Here is an 18,471-nt window from a genome sequence, read left to right on the forward strand (position 1 = left end):
GACGGCACCCTGATGGCCGAGGGCACCGGCGTGCTCGTCCTCAAACGCCACGCCGACGCGCTCCGGGCCGGTGACCGGGTGTATGCGCTGGTCCGGGGCGTCGGGGTGGCCAGTGACGGGCGGGCTGCCAGCCTGGTCAGCCCCAGTGCCGACGGTCAGGTTCTGGCGGTACGGCGGGCGTGGGAAGCCGCCGGCCTGGACCCGGCGGCTCCCGATTCGGTGGGCCTGATCGAGGCGCACGGCACCGCCACCCCGGTGGGCGACACCGCGGAGCTGACCACCCTGGCCCGGGCTTTCGGCACCGGCGGCCCCACGATCGGCCTGGGCACGGTCAAGTCGATGATCGGTCACGCGATGCCGGCCGCCGGGATGGCCGGCCTGATCAAGGCGGCGCTGGCTGTCCACAACGGCATCCTCCCGCCGACCCTGCATGTGGACGAGCCGCATCCGGCCCTGGCGAGCACCCGTTGCCTGCCGATCCACCGGGCTACCCCGTGGCCGGCGGACTCCCCGCGCCGGGCTGGCGTGAACGCTTTCGGTTTCGGCGGCATCAACGCCCACGTAGTCCTCGAGCACCCGGGATCCGGCCCCGGCGGCACCCCGACTTTTGCGGCGGGCGCCCCGGTGATCAGTTCGGGACATCCGGCGCCGTCTTCGGCCTCTGCTACTCAGGGGCGGGTTCTCGCTGCTCCCGCCGCCGCTGTCCTTCCCGCCGAGACCGGCGCCGCCCTTCCTGCCAGGGGTTCAGCACCCGCGGACCCCTTTCGAATCCCACCACCGCCCGCCGCGCTGATTACCCCCGCGCCAGCTGCCGTGCCCTCGGCTCGCCCCGCGCCGGCCGCGGTGTCCTCCACTCATCCCGTGTCGCTCGCCGTGCCCTCGACTCACCCGGCGTCGGCTGCCGTGCTTTTCACCCAACCCGTGCCGACCGCCGTCTCCGTGACCGGGGCGGGTGGTGACTTCGTGGAACCGTTGCTGCTGCTTGCAGCGGACAGTCGCGAAGCCCTCACCGATCGGCTCGCGATTTCCGACGAGGAGTTGCTGGCCCGGTCCGCCGCCGGCGACTTCTTGCGTGGTGATTTCAGCGCCGATACCGAGCCAGGATCCTGTCGGCTGGCGATCGTGGCGCCGACCCCACGACGGCTTGCTCTGGCCCGGAAAGTGATCGAGCGGGGCCGGCCGTGGCGGGGCCGCGAGGACATCTGGTTCACCACCGAGCCGCTGCTCACCGGGGACGGCACTCTGGCATTTCTGTTCCCCGGTTTCGAGCCCGAGTTCGCGCCCCGCCTGGACGAGGTGGCCGCCCATCTCGGTCTGGCGGGACCACGTCTGACCGGCGGTACCGAGCTGCATTCCCGTGGCGCCGACGTGGTAGCGGTCGGCCGGTTCCTGGCCGAGGCGCTGAGCGAGCTGGGCGTGGTACCGGACCTGGTATCGGGCCACAGCCTGGGCGAATGGACCGCGATGGTTGCTGCCGGCAGCTACCGGGCCGCCGACGTGGACAGTTTTGTGGCATCGCTGCGGCCCGGGACGGTACCGGTGCCCGAGGTCGACTACGCCGCCGTGGGCTGCGGCGCGGACCGGGCCTTGAGCATCGCCGCGGCTCCCGGGGTGGTCATCTCGCACGACAACTGCCCACACCAGTCGGTGCTGTGCGGCCCGCCGGCGGCGATCACGGCGGCCCTCGAACGGCTGCGGGCCGAGGGCGTCCCCGGCGAGGTGCTGGCTTTCCGGTCCGGTTTCCACACCCCCATGGCAACCCCATTTCTTGCGGCCGTACGGGCCTCATTCGACATGCTCCCGCTGGATCCCCCGCACACGCCGGTGTGGTCAGCGACAACACTTGCGCCCTACCCGCAAGAACCCGCCGATGTCCGGCAACTCCTGGTCCGCCATTTGCTGGAACCCGTCCGTTTCCGCCAGCTGCTTGAGCGTCTTCATGACCGGGGAGTGCGCGGTTTCGTGCAGGTAGGCCCCGGCAGCCTGACCGGTTTCGTAGCCGACACCTTGGGCCGCCAAGACCACCTGACCATCGCGGCCCACACACCGTCCCGGGGAGGTACAGCCCAGCTACGCCGAGTGGCAGCCGCACTGTGGACAGAGGGCCGAACCCCCGACTGGAGCCGCCTGCCCACGCCGGCCAGATCGACAGCCGCCTCGACCCAAGTCCCGGCTCCCCCCGCGGAACCACCTGCAGAAAGGCATTTGACCGAGGTCAGGGAGCAGCCCAACGAGCCGAACACGGAGCGGGCTCGGGCAAAGGCCAAAGAAGGGTCAGGGTTGAAGGGCGGCACTCCGGTCCGTTTGGCTCTCGGCGCGCCACAGGTCCAACTGGCCGGAACGATCCCACCACTGATCCCGGCCGTCCCCGCTGCCAACGGTGTCCCGCTGCCGATTGCCGCTGGCCTTCTGCCGACCGACGGTGTCCCGCTGCCGATTGCCGCTGGCCTTCTGCCGACCGACGGTCTCCCGCTGTCGGCCGCCGCTGCCCTGCTGCCGACCGACGGCGCCTCGCTGTCGACCGCCGCTGGCCTTCCGCCGGTCGCGGATGGCCCGCTGCTGACCGCGGGTGCTGCATTGCCGACCATTGGTGCTGCGTTACCTGCTTCCGGGGTTCCGCTGCAGGCGGCCGGTGTCCCGTTTCCGGCTACCGACAGTCCGATTCTTGCTGCTCTGGCCGCGACGTTGGCCGAGACATCCGCAGCGGCCCGGGAGGTCGCCGAGGCGTGGTTCGCCGCCTCGATCGCAAACCCCGCGCAAGTCCCGCCAAGCTCGTCGCAAATCCCGGCGAAGGCAGGGCAAATTCCGGTGCAGGCAGGGCAGATTCCGGCGCGATCGCCGCTGGAACCGACACGCCAGGTTTCGCCGGCTGGAGTGGGCGGTGTCCGTACTGTCGAATGCTCTTTGGGGGGCATGCCCTGGTTGACCGACCACAGTTTGATTCCGCAGGCGGCGGGGTGGGCGGAACCTTCGGATCGGTTTCCGGTGGTGCCTCTGACCGGGCTGCTGGAGTTGATGGGGGAGGCCGCGCGCGAGATCTCGCCCGGGCTGATCGTTGTCGGACTTGAGCAGGTGCGGGTTCGGCGGTGGCTGGTGGTTGATCCGCCTACGACAGTCACCGTTCGGGCCGTTTCGGCTGGGGCGGGCAAGGTCAAGGTCTCCATTGATGGGTACGCCTCTGGAACGGTTCTGGTGGCCTCCGGTTATCCAGTGCCTCCGCCTGTGGACAACGGGGCGTTGCGGGAAGAGCGGCCGGCACCTGTGGACGCCGTGCGGCTCTATGTGGACAACTGGATGTTCCACGGACCCGAGTTTGCCGGTGTCAGCAGGCTGGATGTGCTGGCTGCCGATGGGATCCGGGGCGAGTTGACCGCTCTGCCGGCGCCCGGTGCGCTGTTGGATGCGGCCGGGCAGCTGATCGGGCACTGGATGCAGGTCAGTGCCGACGTCGACCAGGTCGTTTTTCCGATCGGTATCGCCGGGGTGCACTGGTTCGGGCCGCCTCCGGAACCGGGGGAGCGGCTGCAGTGCACCGCGCGGGTCACCGAACTGACCGACGATCGGATGCGTGCCGATGCCCAGTTGATCGGCGCTGACGGCCGGGTGCGGGTGACGATCACGGACTGGGTTACGCACCGGTTCTCCACCGACGACCGGATGTGGCAGTTGAAGCAGCATCCGGGCACGGTCGGCGCGGGTGAGCCGCAGCCGGACGGCTGGTGCCTGGTCCGGGAGCGCTGGCCGGACACCGCCACCCGCGAACTGGTGATGCGCCGCTATCTGGTGGCCGCTGAACGAGCCGAGTACGCCGACCGCAACCCGATGGCGCAGCGTGCATGGCTGCTCGGCCGGGTGGCCGCGAAGGACGCGGTCCGCGAACTGTTCCGTCGCCGGGGAGTGAAGGAGCTGTTCCCGTGCGAGATCCGGGTCGGCAACGACCCGGGCGGCAGACCGTGGGCGCGGGGCCCGGCCGGCGAACTCTTCCACATCTCCCTCGCCCACAGCGGCCCGATCGCGGTGGCGATAGCGGTGGAGCACGCCAGCCGCCCGACCGCCGGGCGGGAGGGTGTGGATGTCGGCGTTGTGCCGACCGCCGGGCGGGAGGGTGTGGATGTTGGCGTCGAGCCGACCGCCGGGCGGGAGGGTGTGGATATTGGCGTCGAGCCGGTTGCCGAGAGGGAAAGTGTGGGGATCGATGTCGAGCCGGTTGCTGAGCGGGCTATTGCTGACGTGGCGCTGACCGAGGCGGAGAAGCGCCTGTTCGAACAAACCGACCCTGTGGATCGTGCCGAACTCCTGACTCGTCTGTGGACGGCGAAGGAGGCCACCGCCAAGGCCGCCGGCACCGGGCTCGAAGGGAATCCTCGCCGTTTCGCCGCCGGCGAGCTGACCGCAGATGGCTGCATCGTCACTGCCGACGGCCATCGGTGGACGATCCGGCACCGCGCGATCGAGGTATCGGGTCGCCGCTACGTCGTCGCCTGGACAACCGAGCCACCGAGAAAAGCCGGGACGGCTGAGGCATCGAGCAGAGCCGGGACGCCTGAGCCGCCGGACGGAGCCTGGATGGCTGAGCCGCCGGACGGAGCCTGGATGGCTGAGCCGCCGGACGGAGCCTGGACGGCTGAGGCATCGGACGGGGCCTGGATGGCTGAGCCGCCGGGGGAAGTCGGGATGGGTGAACTGCTGAACAGGGGCTGGGCGGCTGGGGCTGCGAGGGCGGGCGGGATGGCCGGGGCGCTGGGTGACGGCCCGGGGACGGAATTGCCGAGTCAAGGAGGAAACGCGTGAGTTTGCCTGACAGCAGCCGGCTTCTCGAGGACGTCCGGGTGGCCCTCGCCGAGGTCATGGGTGACGACATTCTGCTCGCGGTCGAGATCACCCGGGACACCCGGTTCGACGACGATCTCGCGCTGGAGAGCATTGAATTCGTGGCGCTCGGTGAATATCTGCGGGAGAAATACGGCGACCGGGTTGACTTCGCCGCCTTCATCGCCGGTATGGAACTCGACGAGATCATGTCACTCACGGTGGGACGGCTGGTCGACTACATCGCCGAAACACTCGTGGCGGTCTGACCATGGTCGATGTAGTGGCCCGGGATGTGCGGTTCCATGTTCAGCGGATCAGCCCTCCCGGCGTACCGGAAAAGGTCGTTGTCTTTCTTCATGGGTTGATCCTCGACAATCTTTCCAGTTTCTATTACACGCTGGCCGGGCCGGTTTCCTCGCTCGGTATCGAGACGATCATGTACGACCTGCGTGGGCACGGGCGGTCGGAGCGGCCACCCGACGGCTACACGGTGGACGATGCTGTGGATGACCTGGCGGCTCTGCTTGCCGAGCTGGGTGTGGACAAACCTGTGTACCTGGTCGGCAACAGTTATGGCGGGGTGGTGGCGTTGCGGTTCGCGCTGCGCCGGCCGGAGCAGGTGGCCGGGCTGGTGGTGATCGAGGCGCACACCGTCGGGGACGGTGCGGGGGACTGGACCGAGCACATGAGCAACACCCTGACCGTGACCGCTCTCGGTCTGGCCCACGACGATCTCGCCGACCAGCTGAGCAAGATCGGTGACCGGAAGCTGGCGCGGGCCGCCAAACTGGCCGATCATCTGCTCAACGGCACCACCCTGATCGACGACGTGGCGGCCAACCCGGCGCTGCGCGGGCCCGATCTGCAGGCGATCCGTTGTCCGGTGCTGGCCGTCTACGGTGAGCATTCGGACCTGGCCGACGCCGGCCGCCAACTGGGCCGGCACGTGCCGGACTGCACCCTGCACGTGATCCCCGGCCAGGCGCACACGGTGCTGCGCGAGGCGACGCCGTTGGTCCGCACGCTGGTGCTGGACTGGCTGGTGGCGATATGAGCCGGTTCCTGTTCGTGGTGCCGCCGCTGACCGGGCACATCAACCCGGCCGCCGCGGTCGCCCGGGAACTGATCAGTCGCGGACACCGGGTGGCCTGGGCGGGGCGGGCGGAGACACTGCGCCCACTGGTGGGGGTCGATGCCGAGGTGTACGAAGCCGGGGATCCGGCGCTGGACGCGGTGCTGGCCCGGTCGCGGGATCGATGGCTGGGACTGCGCGGGGCGGGTGCTCTCAAGTTCCTGTGGGAGGAGTTCCTGGTACCCCTCGCCGACGCCTCGCGGCCCGGTGTGGAAACGGCTGTGGATACGTTCCGCCCGGACGTGCTGGTCGCCGATCAACAGGCGATCGCCGGGGCACTGGTCGCCGAGCGGCGCGGTCTGACCTGGGCGACCAGCGCCACCACGTCCGGGGAGTTCACCGATCCGTACGCGGCCATGCCGAAAGTGGAGGACTGGATCCGGGAGCGGATGGCGAAACTGTGCCGGGACGCCGGAGTTCCCGAGTCTGACCTGCGGTTCTCCGGGCATCTGGTGCTGGCGTTCACTTCGGCGGCGCTGATCGGGGCCGCCGATCGGTTTCCCGGGCACTACGCGTTCGTCGGGCCGGCCCTCAACGCCCGGCCGGATCGGATCGACTTCCCCTGGCCGGAGCTCGACCAGGAGAAACGACGGGTCCTGGTGTCGCTGGGGACGGTGAACGGGGACGCCGGCACGCGCTTCTTCGCCACGGTGGCCGCCGCCGCGGAACCCCTCGGCATCCAGTTGATCGTCGCTGCTCCGGACGGGGTGATCCCGGATCCGCCGCCGCATGTACTGGTCCGGCCCTATCTGCCGCAACTGGAATTGCTTCCACATGTGGACGCGGTGGTGTGCCATGCCGGCCACAACACGGTGTGTGAGGCGCTCGCGCACGGGCTGCCGCTGGTGGTGGCGCCGATCCGGGACGACCAGCCGGTGATCGCCGGTCAGGTGGTCGCCGCCGGGGCCGGGGTGCGGGTGCGGTTCGCCCGGTCCGGAGTGGATGAGTTGCGTGCCGCCTTGCACACGGTTCTGACCGATTCTGCCCATCGAGCGGCTGCCCTGCGGGTGCGGTCGTCGTTCACCGCCGCGGGTGGGGCACCAGCGGCGGCCGACCGTCTGGAGAAGCTGTGCTGACCGTGCTGCCGGCCGTCCTGGTCATCCTGATCCTGCTGCTCAGCGCGTTGCGATCACGGGTCCGGCTGGCCGCGTTGCAAGTCCTGCCGGAGCCCACTGACAACGAGCCGGCCGCGGAAAATGTGCCGACCACCGGAAACACAACGACCACCGGAAACACAACGACAACCGGAAACACAACGACGACCGGAAACACGCCGACCACCGGAAACACAACGACGACCGGAGGCGCGCCCGCCCTCACCACCGCGCCGGCCGGATTCCAGCTGTTCGCGCAGGCGGGCGTCGTGGTTGACGAGGCGACGCGGCGGGCTGCCCAGGCGTACGCGCGCCATCGAGGTCTTGAAGTTGTCGACCTTGTGCCGGGCGATCTGCCGGTTGCCGGGAGTCACGCCCTGGCCCGCGACGTCGATCCGGCCCGCTATCGCGACGACCGCCTCGCGGTGGGCCGTGGTGCCGGGCACGCGTTACTGGTAGCGACCGACCTGGCCGCCCGCGCCGAGGTGACCGCAAGCGCCAACCTCGATCCCGCCGAGATCATCCGGCTCACCGCCCGCCTCAAGAAATACGCCTCCACCAGCATGGACGTCGTCGTAGCCCCAGGTCTGCGGTCGGTCCCGGCCGATCCCGCCACCGGAAAGGCCCGGCTCCGCGCATCAGGCGCGATCGTCGCCATGTCACTGTCCGGAGCCTTCCTCGGGTACGCGTTACTCGCCGCAACCGTGGCCCTCCAGTTGACGTGGGGGCTCGCCGCCCTGGCCGTCTACAGCCTGCAGCCGTACCTGTTCCTAGCCGGAACCCCGCTGCACCCCGCCGACCTCAACCGCGCCTGGCTGCGATTGATCAGAGAACCGTGGCGCTGGCTACGCACGATCCGAGGCACCTGGCAGTCACAACACGACCGAGAACGGCAAGAACTGCAGGACCAGGCTCGCCTGGAGTACGCCGCCGAACTGTCCCGAGGCACCGACCGCTTCTTCGAACCGCCCCGCGACGACTGCCCGTGGTGCTCCGGCCGGAACCTGACGACCCGTGTCCACACCCGCGACCGTGTGCAGGGCAAACCCGGCCGCTTCACGCTTGTGGAATGCGACGGCTGTGGACACGTGTTCCAGAATCCCCGGCTCAGTCTCGACGGCCTGGCGTTCTACTACCGGGACGTGTACGACCGGCTCGGCGAGGACAGCACCGAGCACGCCTTCGGACTGTCGGTGGCGTCCTACGTGGGCCGCGCCGATCTGGTGAACCGGCACACCACGCCGGTGAACTGGCTGGATGTCGGAACCGGTCACGGGCACTTCTGCACCTACGCCCAGGGCGTCTTCCCGGACACCGTCTTCGACGGCCTGGACATCTCGGACTCGATCGACGACGCGCAACGCCGGGGCTGGGTGAGCACCGGCTACCGCGGTCTGTTTCCGGACTTCGCGGCGAAATTAGCCGACAGCTATGACGTCGTCAGCATGCATCACTACCTGGAGCACACCCGGGATCCGCGCGCCGAACTCGACGCCGCCGCCCAGGTGGTGCGGCCCGGCGGCTACCTGATGATCGAGGTCCCGAACCCGGCGACCCGCCTGGCCCGTCTGCTGCGCGGCTACTGGGTTCCCTATTTCCAGCCCGAACACCTCAACCTGGTTCCGGTACGGAATCTGACCGCGGCCCTGCTCCAGCGTGGTCTCCAGCCGGTAGCCGTGGAACTCGGCCGGGCCCACCAGCCGTGCGACTTCGCCGGCGCGGTACTGCTCTGGGTGAACAGTCTCTTCCCCGACCCCGATCATCCATGGGCCACCACCCCGGGTTCACGAGCGCAGAAGCTGGCCCGCCAGACAGCGTTCGTGGCGGCGGTCCCGCTCCTGGTGGTCGGCAACATCCTGGACCAGTTGCTGGGCGCGGCCATCGCTGGAACCGAAGGCGGAAACTGCTACCGAGTCCTGGCCCAGAAGCCTGTGGAGAAGCCGTGACCGACGTGATGTCCCGGGTCGACGCCCCGGCCGAATTGCGCATGGTGCCGTACACCTTTCTTCGGATGTTCGGCTCGCAACCGGATGTGGTGGCCTCCACCCGAGGCGGGCTCGGCCTGCTCGCGAACCGTGGGGCGGCGCTCGCGGTGACCGTGCCCTGGGGCGCGATCGTGGCCGGCAGCGCCCGTGACGACGGCGTGCTGGAGTTGCGGTCCCGCAATCGGCCCACCGAGGGGGTGACCCTGCAACCGGACGAGTGGTCGGCGGCGGCACCGGCCTGGGCGTGGCCGACGATCCGGGCGGCGAGCCGGTTGCGCGCGGCCGGTTTCGCCATCACCGGAGCCACCCTGGTCGTGCACACCGGTCTGCCCGGCGCGCTGTCGATCCCGACGGCCGCGGCTGCGACGGCGGCAACCACCAGGGCTTTCATCGACCTGTACGCCCTACCCGCCGACGCCGCGACATCCGCCGTCGGCTCCCCCGTCGTCCTCCCCGACCGAGCCGCCGACCTGGCCGCCCTCGCCGATGGTGGGGCCGTGCTCGCCCGCAGCGACACGACCGTGGACCGGCTGCCGTGGAATCCGGCCGCGGCGGGCCTGCGCCTGCTCGTCGTGGAATCGGGCAACCCGGAGCTGGTGGGGAATCAGTCCCGGGACGGCGATGTGCAACAGGCCGCGCAGGCGCTTCGCCGTGGTGACCTGTTCCGGTTCGGGCGGCTGCTGCCGGCGCCCGAACCGGACACCGGGCCGGCCGCAGCCGCGGCAGCCGCGAACGATGCCGGGGCCCTCGGTGCGACACTCGTCGGCGACCCGGCCCGCCCGGCCCTCGGCGTCCTCCTGCACGCCGCCGACCTGCCCCGGATCCGGGCCGCGATCCGGGCCGCCCTCCCGCCCGGCGACTACCGCCCGAGGTTCCTCACCGCCGGTAGCCGAGCCGGCTGACGTCCGATACCGATCGCTGATCACCTCCCGGCGGCACCCGGCCGATCAGAAAGAGCGGCTTGACGCATTCCGTTATCGGAATATGATTGCGGCATGGCGCGAGCAGCAACCACGTCGGACACGTTCAACGCGATCGCCGAACCGCAACGGCGGGACATCCTGACGCTGTTACGGTCCGGGGAGAGGTCGGTCACCGACCTGGCCCGGGAGCTGGGCATCAGTCAGCCGTCGGCCTCCAAACACCTGCGTGTGCTCCGCGAGGTGGGGCTGGTGCAGGCCCGCGAAGAGGGCAAACAACGGCTCTACGGGCTGGACGCCCGCGGGCTGCGCGAGGTCCACGAGTGGGTCGGCGGGTTCGAACAGTTCTGGGCCGGCAGCTTCGACCGCCTCGATGCGTATGTGCGGGAGCTGAAGAAGACACGAGCGGAGGACTGATGGACCGGGAGATCGTGATCGACCGGGTGGTCGACGCGCCGCGGGAGCTGGTGTTCGAGGCGTTCACCGAGGTCCGGCACCTGTCGCAGTGGTGGGGCCCGGCGGGGTTCTCGACCACCACCAGGGCGTTCACCTTCGCCGAGGGCGGGGTCTGGGAGTTCACCATGCACGGCCCGGACGGCACCGACTACCCCGAGTGGATCACCTGGACCGAGATCGTCCCGCCGGAGCGGATCGCGCTGCTGCACGGCGAGTCGGCCACCGACCCGAACGCGTTCACGTCGGTGCTGACGTTCACGGCCGCGAAGGACAAGACCTGGATCGAGATGCGCACGGTGTTCCCGACGAAACAACTGCGCGACGAGGCCGTGGAGAGATACGGCGCGATCGAGGGCGGCCGACAGACCTTGAACAACCTAGCTGCGTACGTGGAGAAGTGATGCCCGGAAAAGTGTTCTTCAGTGTCACGATGTCCCTGGACGGCTTCATCGCCCCGGAGGACCCGAACGAACTGATGGGGAAGAAGTGGGTCGAGCTGCAGAAATGGGTCTTCCCGCAGCGCTACTTCCGGGAGCGGCTGGGCCTGGGCGGCGGCGGAGAGGAAGGGCCCGACAACGATCTGGTACGGGACACCTTCGAGCGCACCGGCGCGAACGTGATGGGCAAGCGCATGTTCGACGCCGGCGAGCACGCCTGGCCGGAGAATCCGCCGTTCCGCACCCCGGTGTTCGTGCTGACGAAGGAGAAACGTGATCCGTGGGAGCGCCTGGGCGGCACCACGTTCCACTTCGTCAACGACGGCATCGAGTCCGCTCTGGATCAGGCCCGGCAGGCCGCCGGAGACCGGGATGTCCGGATCTCCGGCGGCGCCGACACCATCCGGCAGTATCTGAACGCGGGCCTGGTCGACGAGTTCTCGATCGCCCTGTCACCGATGCTGTTCGGCCAGGGGATCCGCCTGTTCGACGGCGTGGACATCCCCCTGGAAGCACAGCGGGTGACCCACCTGAACTACCGGTTGCCGAGGTAGTAGCTGACGTGCGGCGGCTGGTTGTAGGCCACGTTCTGCCAGGCCACACCCAGTCGGTAGAGCTTGTCCTGGACGAGCGTGGTGAACCCGTACCGGCTCGGGAAGGGTGTGCTGTAAAGGCGTAGCGCGGTGCTGTCGTCGGTGCGCCACAGCACCTCCTCGCGCCAGTCCCCGAGCAGATCGGCCTGCAGCGACGGCGTGCCCTTGGTGTAGTTGTTGGACGAGGTGCCGGTGGCCGTCAGCAGCCGGGTGGTGGTCCGGGTGGCCGGATCCCACTTGCCGATGGTCCCGGTGCCGACTCCCGCGTCGGCGTCCCAGTCGTGGTCCAGGATCTCCCGGCCCAGGTCGCCGTCCCAGTAGAGGACGAAGTTGGCGGCCGGGATGTCGGTCGAGATCAGGGTGCCGTCGGTGCTGTAGAGCCAGCCGGTCGGGCTGTTCCACGCGCCGCCGACGGCCCACGTCTCCTCGCCGGGGTACGCCGGGTCGATGTCGCCGGAGGCGCCGCGCCCGGTGTCGATGCCGGTGAACTGCCCGTGCAGCACGGTGCCGGTGGCGGCGTCGTGGGTCTCCATGCCGTACGCGGCGGACTTGCTCTCGTGCACACCGAAGACTTCCAGGCCGGGACGGTTCGGGTCGAGGTCACCGACGTGCAGGGCGTCGCCGTGCCCGAGACCTGTCGAGTGCAGCACCGAGCCGTCGTCGTCGATGGTCAGCGCGCCGTAGACGATCTCGTCCCTGCCGTCGCCGTCCACGTCGGCGGGGGAGAGGTTGTGGTAGCCCTGCCCCTCGTACTGCTTCCCGGCGACGTTGCTGTCGAACGTCCACCGGTGCGTCAGGGCGCCGCCGGCGAAGTCATAGGCCACCAATACGGTACGCGTGTAGTAACCGCGCGCCATCACGATGCTCGGGTGCTTGCCGTCCAGGTACGCGACCGACGCCAGGAACCGGTCCACCCGGTTGCCGTAGCAGTCGCCCCACGCGCACACGTCGCCACGAGCCGGCTCGTACGGAATGGTGGTCGTCGCCGCACCGGTGCGCCCATTGAAGACGGTGAGGAACTCCGGGCCGGTCAGCACGTAACCGGCGGTGTTGCGGTGATCCGCGGTCGCGTCACCGATCACCGTGCCGGTGCCGTCGGTGGTGCCGTCGGCGGTCTTGGACACCACCTCGGCACGGCCGTCACCGTCGAAGTCGTACACCAGGAACTGGGTGTAGTGCGCCCCGGCCCGGATGTTGCGGCCCAGCCCGATCCGCCACAGCCGGGTGCCGTCCAGTTCGTAGGCGTCCAGGAACACCTCGCCGGTGACGCCGGACTGCGAGTTGTCCTTGCTGTTGTCCGGATCCCACTTCAGGACGATCTCGTACTGCCCGTCGCCGTCCAGGTCGCCGATGCTCGCGTCGTTGGCCCGGTAGGTGTCACCCGGCTTCTGCAGCGGGATGTCGAGATGATCGGTGTCCCAGGCGGTCACCGGCCGACTGCGAACCCCGCCCCGGAGAGCCACCGAGTAGCGGTCGCCGGGCTTTCCGCGTACGTCCAGAAAGTTTGATCTTCCGCGCATTTCAGAAAAAATCTTGCGACCGTTACGGAACACGTCGAAGGCGGCGTGGCGCCGGTCGTCGGCCAGCAGCCGCCAGCTGACCAGCACACCGTCCGGGGTGGGGACGGCCACCAGCCCGCGGTCCAGGCGCTCGGTCTGCCGCCCGTCGACCGTGATGGTCGCCGGGCGGTGACCGGCCAGGGCGGGCGCGGCGGGCAGCAGCACGACGGCGGCGACGAGGGCGACCGCGGTCTTGAAACGCTTCATGGTCAGGCTCTCCGATCCAGGGCGGCGGCGACGTACGGCTGGAGGTATCCCGAGAGCACCTGGTGACCGAAATCGTTCGGGTGGGTGCCGTCGTTGGTCATGGTCGCCGGATCCCACCAGCCGGTGGTGTCGACGAACTCGATGTCCCGGTCCCCGGCCGCCTGTCGGGCCGCGACGGCCTCCGCGGTCTCGGCCGCCCACCAGCCCTTGAAGATCCGGACCGCCAGAATGGTCGCGCGCGGATTGTCGGCCCGCACATCGGCGAGGAAGTCCTCGTAGGCCACCCGGAAGTCCGCGCTGCTCACGCCGTGCCCGACGTCGTTGGTGCCGATGTTGACCACGACGACGTCCGGGCGGAACCGGCGGAAGTCCCAGTCGGCGGCGCCGTCCTGGAAACCGACGTGCGGATAGCGGCCCTCCAGGCCGTAACAGCGGATGCCGCGGGTGCTCTCCTCGGCGGTCAGCTCGTTGAGGCAGGCACCGCTGAGGGCGATCTGGGTGTGCCGGACGCCCAGATTCTCGCCGATGATCCACGGGTAGGCGGACAGCGCCACGTTGGTGGAGGTGTACCCGGCGGTGATCGAGTCGCCGACGAACTCGGCCGACTGCCGTTTCCGCTGCGGACGGAAGGTGTGCGCGCCGTCGTCCAGGGTCAGCCCCTGGAAACGGGCGTCGCCGGTGTAGCTGCCGGCCACGATCCGGTACGACACCAGCAGCGTGTGCCGGCCCTCGGCCAGTGGCTCCGGGGTCAGGTCGACGGTGCCGCTGACCTGACTGGCCAGGGTGTACGGGCCACCGTCGATGCTGTACCAGAAGTCGATCGTGTCGCGCTGCTCCAGGGCGACGCCGGTGCCGGTGAACCCGACCCGCAGGTAGGCGCCCGCCCACTGCGGGACATAGGCCGTCCGGTCGGTGGTGTCCCAGCGCCCGGTGTACTCGATGTTGCGGTCGGTGGGCGTGCCCTGCGCGGGCGGCGTCGCGGGGATCGGCAGGGTTCCCGCCATCAGGACGGACAGGAAAAGGTTCATGCGGACCTTCCCAGAAGTGAGCGGGCGAGCCGGATGCGCTGCTCGCGGAGGTCACCGGCGACGAGTTCGGCGATCCGGGCCGCGCCGTACGACTCGAAGTGGGTGTGGTCGTTGCAGAAGATCTGCCCGACCAGGCCGGTGCTGTAGTCGCCGTCGTTCGGGCACAGCGCGAGCGAGTTGTAGTAGTCGACGCTGAGAGTCTGCAGGTCGATGTAGTCGGCGCCGGTGGCTTCGGCGGCCGCGATCGTCGGCTCGGTGAAGCCGCGGTTCTTGACGGCCGTGTCGCCGGAGCAGGTGATCGCGGCGACCGCGGACAGCACGATCGGGTGCGCGCCGCGGTCGATCGCGGTCTGCGCCATGTAGGTCATCAGCTCCCGGTACCGCTCGGTGCCGACGTGCCGGGGGCAGGTCGGCGAGCCGTCGTTGATACCGAACTGGATGAACAGGTAGTCACCGGCTGTCATCCCGTCGAGGACCTGCTGCCAGCGGGCCGAGTACGTCTCGCCGGTCAGCACGCACTCGCCGTCCGCGCCGATCTCGGCGGTCACGTTGGGCTCGTGCAGCCAGGTCTGGATGCTGCGGCCGCCGAACGCCAGGTTGTGCACGGTGACGTTGTCACGGAACAGCGGGGCGAACTCGGCGCCCCAGCCGACCGGGCAGGTGCCGGTGGTGGGCGGGGCCATGGTCGAGTCGCCGGCCAGCCAGACGCCGACCGGGCGCGCGCCGGGATGGGCCGGGCCGCCCGGCGCGCCGGGGGACTCGCAGTCGGCGGGCGCGGCGTGCCCGGTGCCCGGCGCCACCAGGGTCAGGGCGATGGCCAGGGCGGACACGATCATCAGTCGAACTCTGCGCATGGACTCTCCTGGAGTCATGAAACGTTTCAGCAGAACGTGTTACCGTGAGATTAAATATCGATAACCATCGGTGTCAAGGAATGCATCGACGGCACTGGCTAACGTGGCGTCGTGGTGAACAGCAGATTCGCGCACTGGCCCGGCCGCGTGGTCACGATCGCGGGCATCTGGGTGGTGCTCAGCTTCCCGTTCCGCGGCTTCGGCTGGACCTGGTGGGTCGACTACGGGTTCGGGATGCTCAACGTGCCCGCCGAGCCGAACCTGTTCATCGCCGCCGTGCTCCTGCTGATGGGCAGCGCCCTGCGCCGCCGGCTGCGGGCCGCGTTCCTGCTGCTGCTCGTCTACCAGGTGTGCGCGACAGTGCTGGACGCCGCGGTGCTGGTGGCCGGCGTCGTCTTCTGGAACGACCTCAGTGCCGCCGACCTGGACCTGTCCCGCACCGACGTGGTGCTGACCGGGGTGGCGACCGTGCTCAGCACGATCGTGGTGATCCTGCTCTGGCGTTCCCGGCGGGCGTTCCCGGCGCGGCTGGGCCGCGGCTCGTGGCTCTGGGCGACGTCGGTGCTGGCAGCCGGCCTGATCACCGCCTGGAGTCTGGCGTTCGCCCTGACCATGCTGTTCCCGGACACCCTGCGGGGCAGTGGCGAGCGGGTGGTCTGGGCGAACCGGTCCGCGCTCGGGCTGAGCCCGGCCGGGGACAACGCCGGGCTCAACGGGCACCACGGTTACCACTGGGTGTCGGTGGCCGCGTCGACAGTCTCCGCGCTGGTGCTGCTGGTCGCGGTCGGGCTGTTCCTGCGGTCGGCGCGGGCCAAGCAGTACCTGGACACCGACGCCGAACTGCACCTGCGCCGGCTGCTGCTGACCGACGGCGAGGACGACTCGCTCGGCTGGTTCGCCACCCGCCGGGACAAGTCGGTGATCTTCTCCCCGGACGGGCGGGCCGCCGTCACCTACCGGGTGGTCGCGTCGGTCAGCCTGGCCAGCGCCGACCCGATCGGGCATCAGGCGTCCTGGCCCGCGGCGATCGGGGCGTGGCGGGCCGAGGCCCGACGGCACGGCTGGTTCACCGCGGTGCTGTCGGCGAGCGAGACCGGCGCCACCGCGTACGTCAGTGCGGGTTTGAAGGCCCTGGGCATCGGCGACGAGGCGATCCTCGACGTCGCCGGGTTCACCCTGCAGCCGAAGACGATGCGGCCGGTGCGGCGGGCCGTCGACCGGGTGCGCGCCGCCGGTTACACCTGCCAGGTCCGGCGGCAGGCGGCGATCGGCGCGGACGAGCTGGCCGAACTGGACCGGGTGGCCGCCACCTGGCGTGACGGCGGCACCGAGCGCGGTTTCTCGATGGCGCTGGGCCGGTTCGGCGATGCGGCCGACGGACGGTCCGTCGTGGTCACCGCCCACGATGATCATGGTTTGGTACGGGGGATCCTCACGTTCGTAACGTGGGGTGTCCGGGGTCTGTCCCTGGACCTGATGCGCGCCGACCGGACGGCGGAGAACGGTCTCACCGAGTTCCTGGTGGCCGGGCTCGTGGAGGCGTGCCCCGACCTGGGCGTACGCCGGATCTCGCTGAATTTCGCGATGTTCCGTTCGGTGTTCAGCTCGGCCGACGGGGTGGGCGCCGGGCCGGTGATCCGGGTGACCGACGCCGTGCTGGGCCTGGCTTCCCGGTTCTGGCAGCTGGAGTCGCTCTACCGCGCCAACGCCAAGTACCTGCCGGCCTGGGTGCCCCGCTTCCTCTGCTTCGACTCCTCGCTCGCCCTGAGCCGGGCGGTCTACGCCGCGGCCCGCGCCGAGGGCTTCCTGCCGTCGCTGCTGCCGCCGGTGCCCGCGCCCGACGCCGCGTTCGCCGAGGCGGTCCGGGCGCAGGAGGACCAGCTGCTGCGCCCGCCCCGCCCGGAACGCCGCCTGAGCCAGCAGCAACGCGCCCGCCTGGAGAAGCGGGACCGGCTGGTCCGCGACGGCGTCGAGCCCTACCCGGTGGCCGTCGCCCGCACCACCACCCTGGCCGCGGTCCGCGAGACCCATCCCGGCCTGCCGCCGGATGCCCGCACCGGCGTGCAGGTGTCGGTCACCGGGCGGATCCGGGCGCTGCGCGACCTGGGCGGGGTGATCTTCGCCCGGCTCCGCGACGGCGACACCGACCTGCAGGTCATGCTCACCGCCGCGACGACCCCGGCGGACGTGCTGCGGCGCTGGCGGCGGACCGTCGACCTCGGCGACCACGTCAGCGTCACCGGCGAGGTGGCCACCTCCCGGCGCGGCGAGCTGTCGATCCTGGCCACCGACTGGGCGATGGCCGCGAAATGCCTGCGCCCGCTGCCGGACGAGCACGCCGGGTTCACCGATCCGGAGGCGCGGGTCGCCCAGCGGCACCTGGATCTGCTGGTCAATCCGGAGGCGATGCGGGTTCTCCGGGATCGCAGCACGGCTGTCAGAGCACTGCGAGACGCTTTTGCGGTACGGGGTTTCACCGAGGTCGAGACTCCGATGCTGCAGACGGTCCACGGTGGTGCGGCCGCCCGCCCGTTCGTGACCCACATCAACGCGTACGACATGGAGCTGTTCCTGCGGATCGCCCCCGAGCTGTATCTGAAGCGGCTGTGCGTGGCGGGCATGGACCGGGTCTTCGAGTTGAACCGCAACTTCCGCAACGAGGGCGCCGACGCCACCCACAATCCGGAGTTCACCTCGCTGGAGGCGTACCAGGCGTACGCCGACTACGACACCATGCGGCTGCTGACCAGGGAACTCATCCTGGAGACGGCGACCGCGGTGCACGGTGAGCCGGTGGCGGCGCGGCCCGAGGGCCGGGTGGACCTGACCGAACCGTGGGCGGTGGTGACCGTGCACGAGGCGGTCAGCAAGGCCACCGGCGCGTCGCTGACCTCGGACACCCCGGCCGATCGGGTGCGCGAGGTGTGCGCGGCCCACGGGGTGCACGCCCCGGCCGACGCGAGCGCCGGTGAGCTGGTCGTCGAGCTGTACGACGCGCTGGTCGAGAAACAGACCACCTACCCGACGTTCTACACCGACTTCCCGCTGGAGACGTCACCGCTGACCCGGACCCACCGCACCGATGCGAAACTGGCCGAGCGCTGGGACCTGGTCGCGTACGGGATGGAGCTCGGCACCGCCTACTCGGAGCTGATCGACCCCACCGACCAGCGCGAACGCCTGACCGCCCAGTCGCTGAAAGCGGCCGCCGGCGACCCCGAGGCGATGCGTGTCGACGAGGCGTTCCTGTCCGCCCTGGAGTACGCGATGCCACCCACCGGCGGCCTCGGCCTGGGCGTCGACCGGATCGTGATGCTGCTGACCGGCACCCCGATCCGGGCCACCCTCGCCTTCCCGTTCCACCGCCCGGCGGTACATTGGCCCACGTGAGCGA

The 18,471-nt window shown here is 70.0% G+C and carries 13 protein-coding genes; 10 read left to right on the top strand and 3 right to left on the bottom strand.

What is annotated here, in order from left to right; translation table 11 throughout:
• The first annotated feature begins 12 nt into the window (after positions 1-12).
• From Aco03nite_RS15070 to Aco03nite_RS15110, 9 genes are all read left to right on the top strand, one after another.
• Entirely contained in the window at positions 13-4,791 is a 4,779-nt protein-coding gene (locus Aco03nite_RS15070) for an acyltransferase domain-containing protein (RefSeq protein ID WP_239145178.1), read from the top strand.
• On the top strand, positions 4,788-5,078 hold the full coding sequence (locus Aco03nite_RS15075; RefSeq protein WP_203795714.1) for an acyl carrier protein: 291 nt from the start codon (positions 4,788-4,790) through the stop codon (positions 5,076-5,078). The genes Aco03nite_RS15070 and Aco03nite_RS15075 overlap by 4 nt, the downstream gene beginning before the upstream one ends.
• Positions 5,079-5,080: 2 nt before the next feature.
• Positions 5,081-5,866 (top strand): alpha/beta fold hydrolase, encoded by a 786-nt coding sequence (locus Aco03nite_RS15080; protein WP_275415870.1) that lies wholly within the window; start codon positions 5,081-5,083, stop codon positions 5,864-5,866.
• Positions 5,863-7,020, top strand: coding sequence for a glycosyltransferase (locus Aco03nite_RS15085; protein WP_203795716.1), 1,158 nt, complete (start codon positions 5,863-5,865; stop codon positions 7,018-7,020). The genes Aco03nite_RS15080 and Aco03nite_RS15085 overlap by 4 nt, the downstream gene beginning before the upstream one ends.
• On the top strand, positions 7,014-8,984 hold the full coding sequence (locus Aco03nite_RS15090; protein WP_203795717.1) for a class I SAM-dependent methyltransferase: 1,971 nt from the start codon (positions 7,014-7,016) through the stop codon (positions 8,982-8,984). Before Aco03nite_RS15085 ends, Aco03nite_RS15090 begins: the two co-directional genes overlap by 7 nt.
• A complete protein-coding gene (locus Aco03nite_RS15095) occupies positions 8,981-9,925 on the top strand; it encodes a hypothetical protein (RefSeq protein ID WP_203795718.1) in 945 nt (314 codons plus the stop codon). Before Aco03nite_RS15090 ends, Aco03nite_RS15095 begins: the two co-directional genes overlap by 4 nt.
• A gap of 93 nt (positions 9,926-10,018) precedes the next feature.
• Entirely contained in the window at positions 10,019-10,360 is a 342-nt protein-coding gene (locus tag Aco03nite_RS15100) for an ArsR/SmtB family transcription factor (protein ID WP_203795719.1), read from the top strand.
• A complete protein-coding gene (locus Aco03nite_RS15105; RefSeq protein ID WP_203795720.1) occupies positions 10,360-10,800 on the top strand; it encodes an SRPBCC family protein in 441 nt (146 codons plus the stop codon). Before Aco03nite_RS15100 ends, Aco03nite_RS15105 begins: the two co-directional genes overlap by 1 nt.
• A complete protein-coding gene (locus Aco03nite_RS15110) occupies positions 10,800-11,390 on the top strand; it encodes a dihydrofolate reductase family protein (protein WP_203795721.1) in 591 nt (196 codons plus the stop codon). The genes Aco03nite_RS15105 and Aco03nite_RS15110 overlap by 1 nt, the downstream gene beginning before the upstream one ends.
• Here the strand turns inward: Aco03nite_RS15110 and Aco03nite_RS15115 are convergent.
• From Aco03nite_RS15115 to Aco03nite_RS15125, 3 genes are read right to left on the bottom strand one after another with little or no spacing between them, the layout of a single operon-like run.
• Positions 11,372-13,195 carry a rhamnogalacturonan lyase gene (locus Aco03nite_RS15115; protein ID WP_203795722.1) on the bottom strand — a complete coding sequence of 608 codons (1,824 nt, stop codon included), beginning with the start codon at positions 13,193-13,195 and terminating at the stop codon, positions 11,372-11,374. The genes Aco03nite_RS15110 and Aco03nite_RS15115 overlap by 19 nt on opposite strands.
• 2 nt (positions 13,196-13,197) lie before the next feature.
• Positions 13,198-14,223 (bottom strand): GDSL-type esterase/lipase family protein, encoded by a 1,026-nt coding sequence (locus tag Aco03nite_RS15120; protein WP_203795723.1) that lies wholly within the window; start codon positions 14,221-14,223, stop codon positions 13,198-13,200.
• Positions 14,220-15,077: an SGNH/GDSL hydrolase family protein gene (locus Aco03nite_RS15125; RefSeq protein ID WP_203795724.1), complete on the bottom strand. Its 858-nt coding sequence runs from the start codon at positions 15,075-15,077 to the stop codon at positions 14,220-14,222. Before Aco03nite_RS15125 ends, Aco03nite_RS15120 begins: the two co-directional genes overlap by 4 nt.
• A 111-nt stretch (positions 15,078-15,188) precedes the next feature.
• Between Aco03nite_RS15125 and lysX the strand changes: the two genes are divergently transcribed.
• The gene (gene lysX / locus Aco03nite_RS15130) at positions 15,189-18,467 is read left to right on the top strand and encodes a bifunctional lysylphosphatidylglycerol synthetase/lysine--tRNA ligase LysX (RefSeq protein WP_239145179.1); all 3,279 of its coding nucleotides are present in this window, start codon (positions 15,189-15,191) and stop codon (positions 18,465-18,467) included.
• The last annotated feature ends 4 nt before the right edge of the window (positions 18,468-18,471 follow it).

The sequence above is a fragment of the Actinoplanes couchii genome (assembly GCF_016862075.1).
Lineage (GTDB): Bacteria > Actinomycetota > Actinomycetes > Mycobacteriales > Micromonosporaceae > Actinoplanes > Actinoplanes couchii.

Bases quoted from the DNA above. Each gene is read 5' to 3' on its own strand.
- Aco03nite_RS15085 (WP_203795716.1), top strand. From the start codon at position 5,863: ATGAGCCGGTTCCTGTTCGTGGTGCCGCCGCTGACCGGGCACATCAAC.
- Aco03nite_RS15105 (WP_203795720.1), top strand. From the start codon at position 10,360: ATGGACCGGGAGATCGTGATCGACCGGGTGGTCGACGCGCCGCGGGAG.
- Aco03nite_RS15110 (WP_203795721.1), top strand. From the start codon at position 10,800: ATGCCCGGAAAAGTGTTCTTCAGTGTCACGATGTCCCTGGACGGCTTC.
- Aco03nite_RS15125 (WP_203795724.1), bottom strand. From the start codon at position 15,077: ATGCGCAGAGTTCGACTGATGATCGTGTCCGCCCTGGCCATCGCCCTG.
- Aco03nite_RS15080 (WP_275415870.1), top strand. From the start codon at position 5,081: ATGGTCGATGTAGTGGCCCGGGATGTGCGGTTCCATGTTCAGCGGATC.
- Aco03nite_RS15120 (WP_203795723.1), bottom strand. From the start codon at position 14,223: ATGAACCTTTTCCTGTCCGTCCTGATGGCGGGAACCCTGCCGATCCCC.
- Aco03nite_RS15100 (WP_203795719.1), top strand. From the start codon at position 10,019: ATGGCGCGAGCAGCAACCACGTCGGACACGTTCAACGCGATCGCCGAA.
- Aco03nite_RS15070 (WP_239145178.1), top strand. From the start codon at position 13: ATGGCCGAGGGCACCGGCGTGCTCGTCCTCAAACGCCACGCCGACGCG.
- Aco03nite_RS15115 (WP_203795722.1), bottom strand. From the start codon at position 13,195: ATGAAGCGTTTCAAGACCGCGGTCGCCCTCGTCGCCGCCGTCGTGCTG.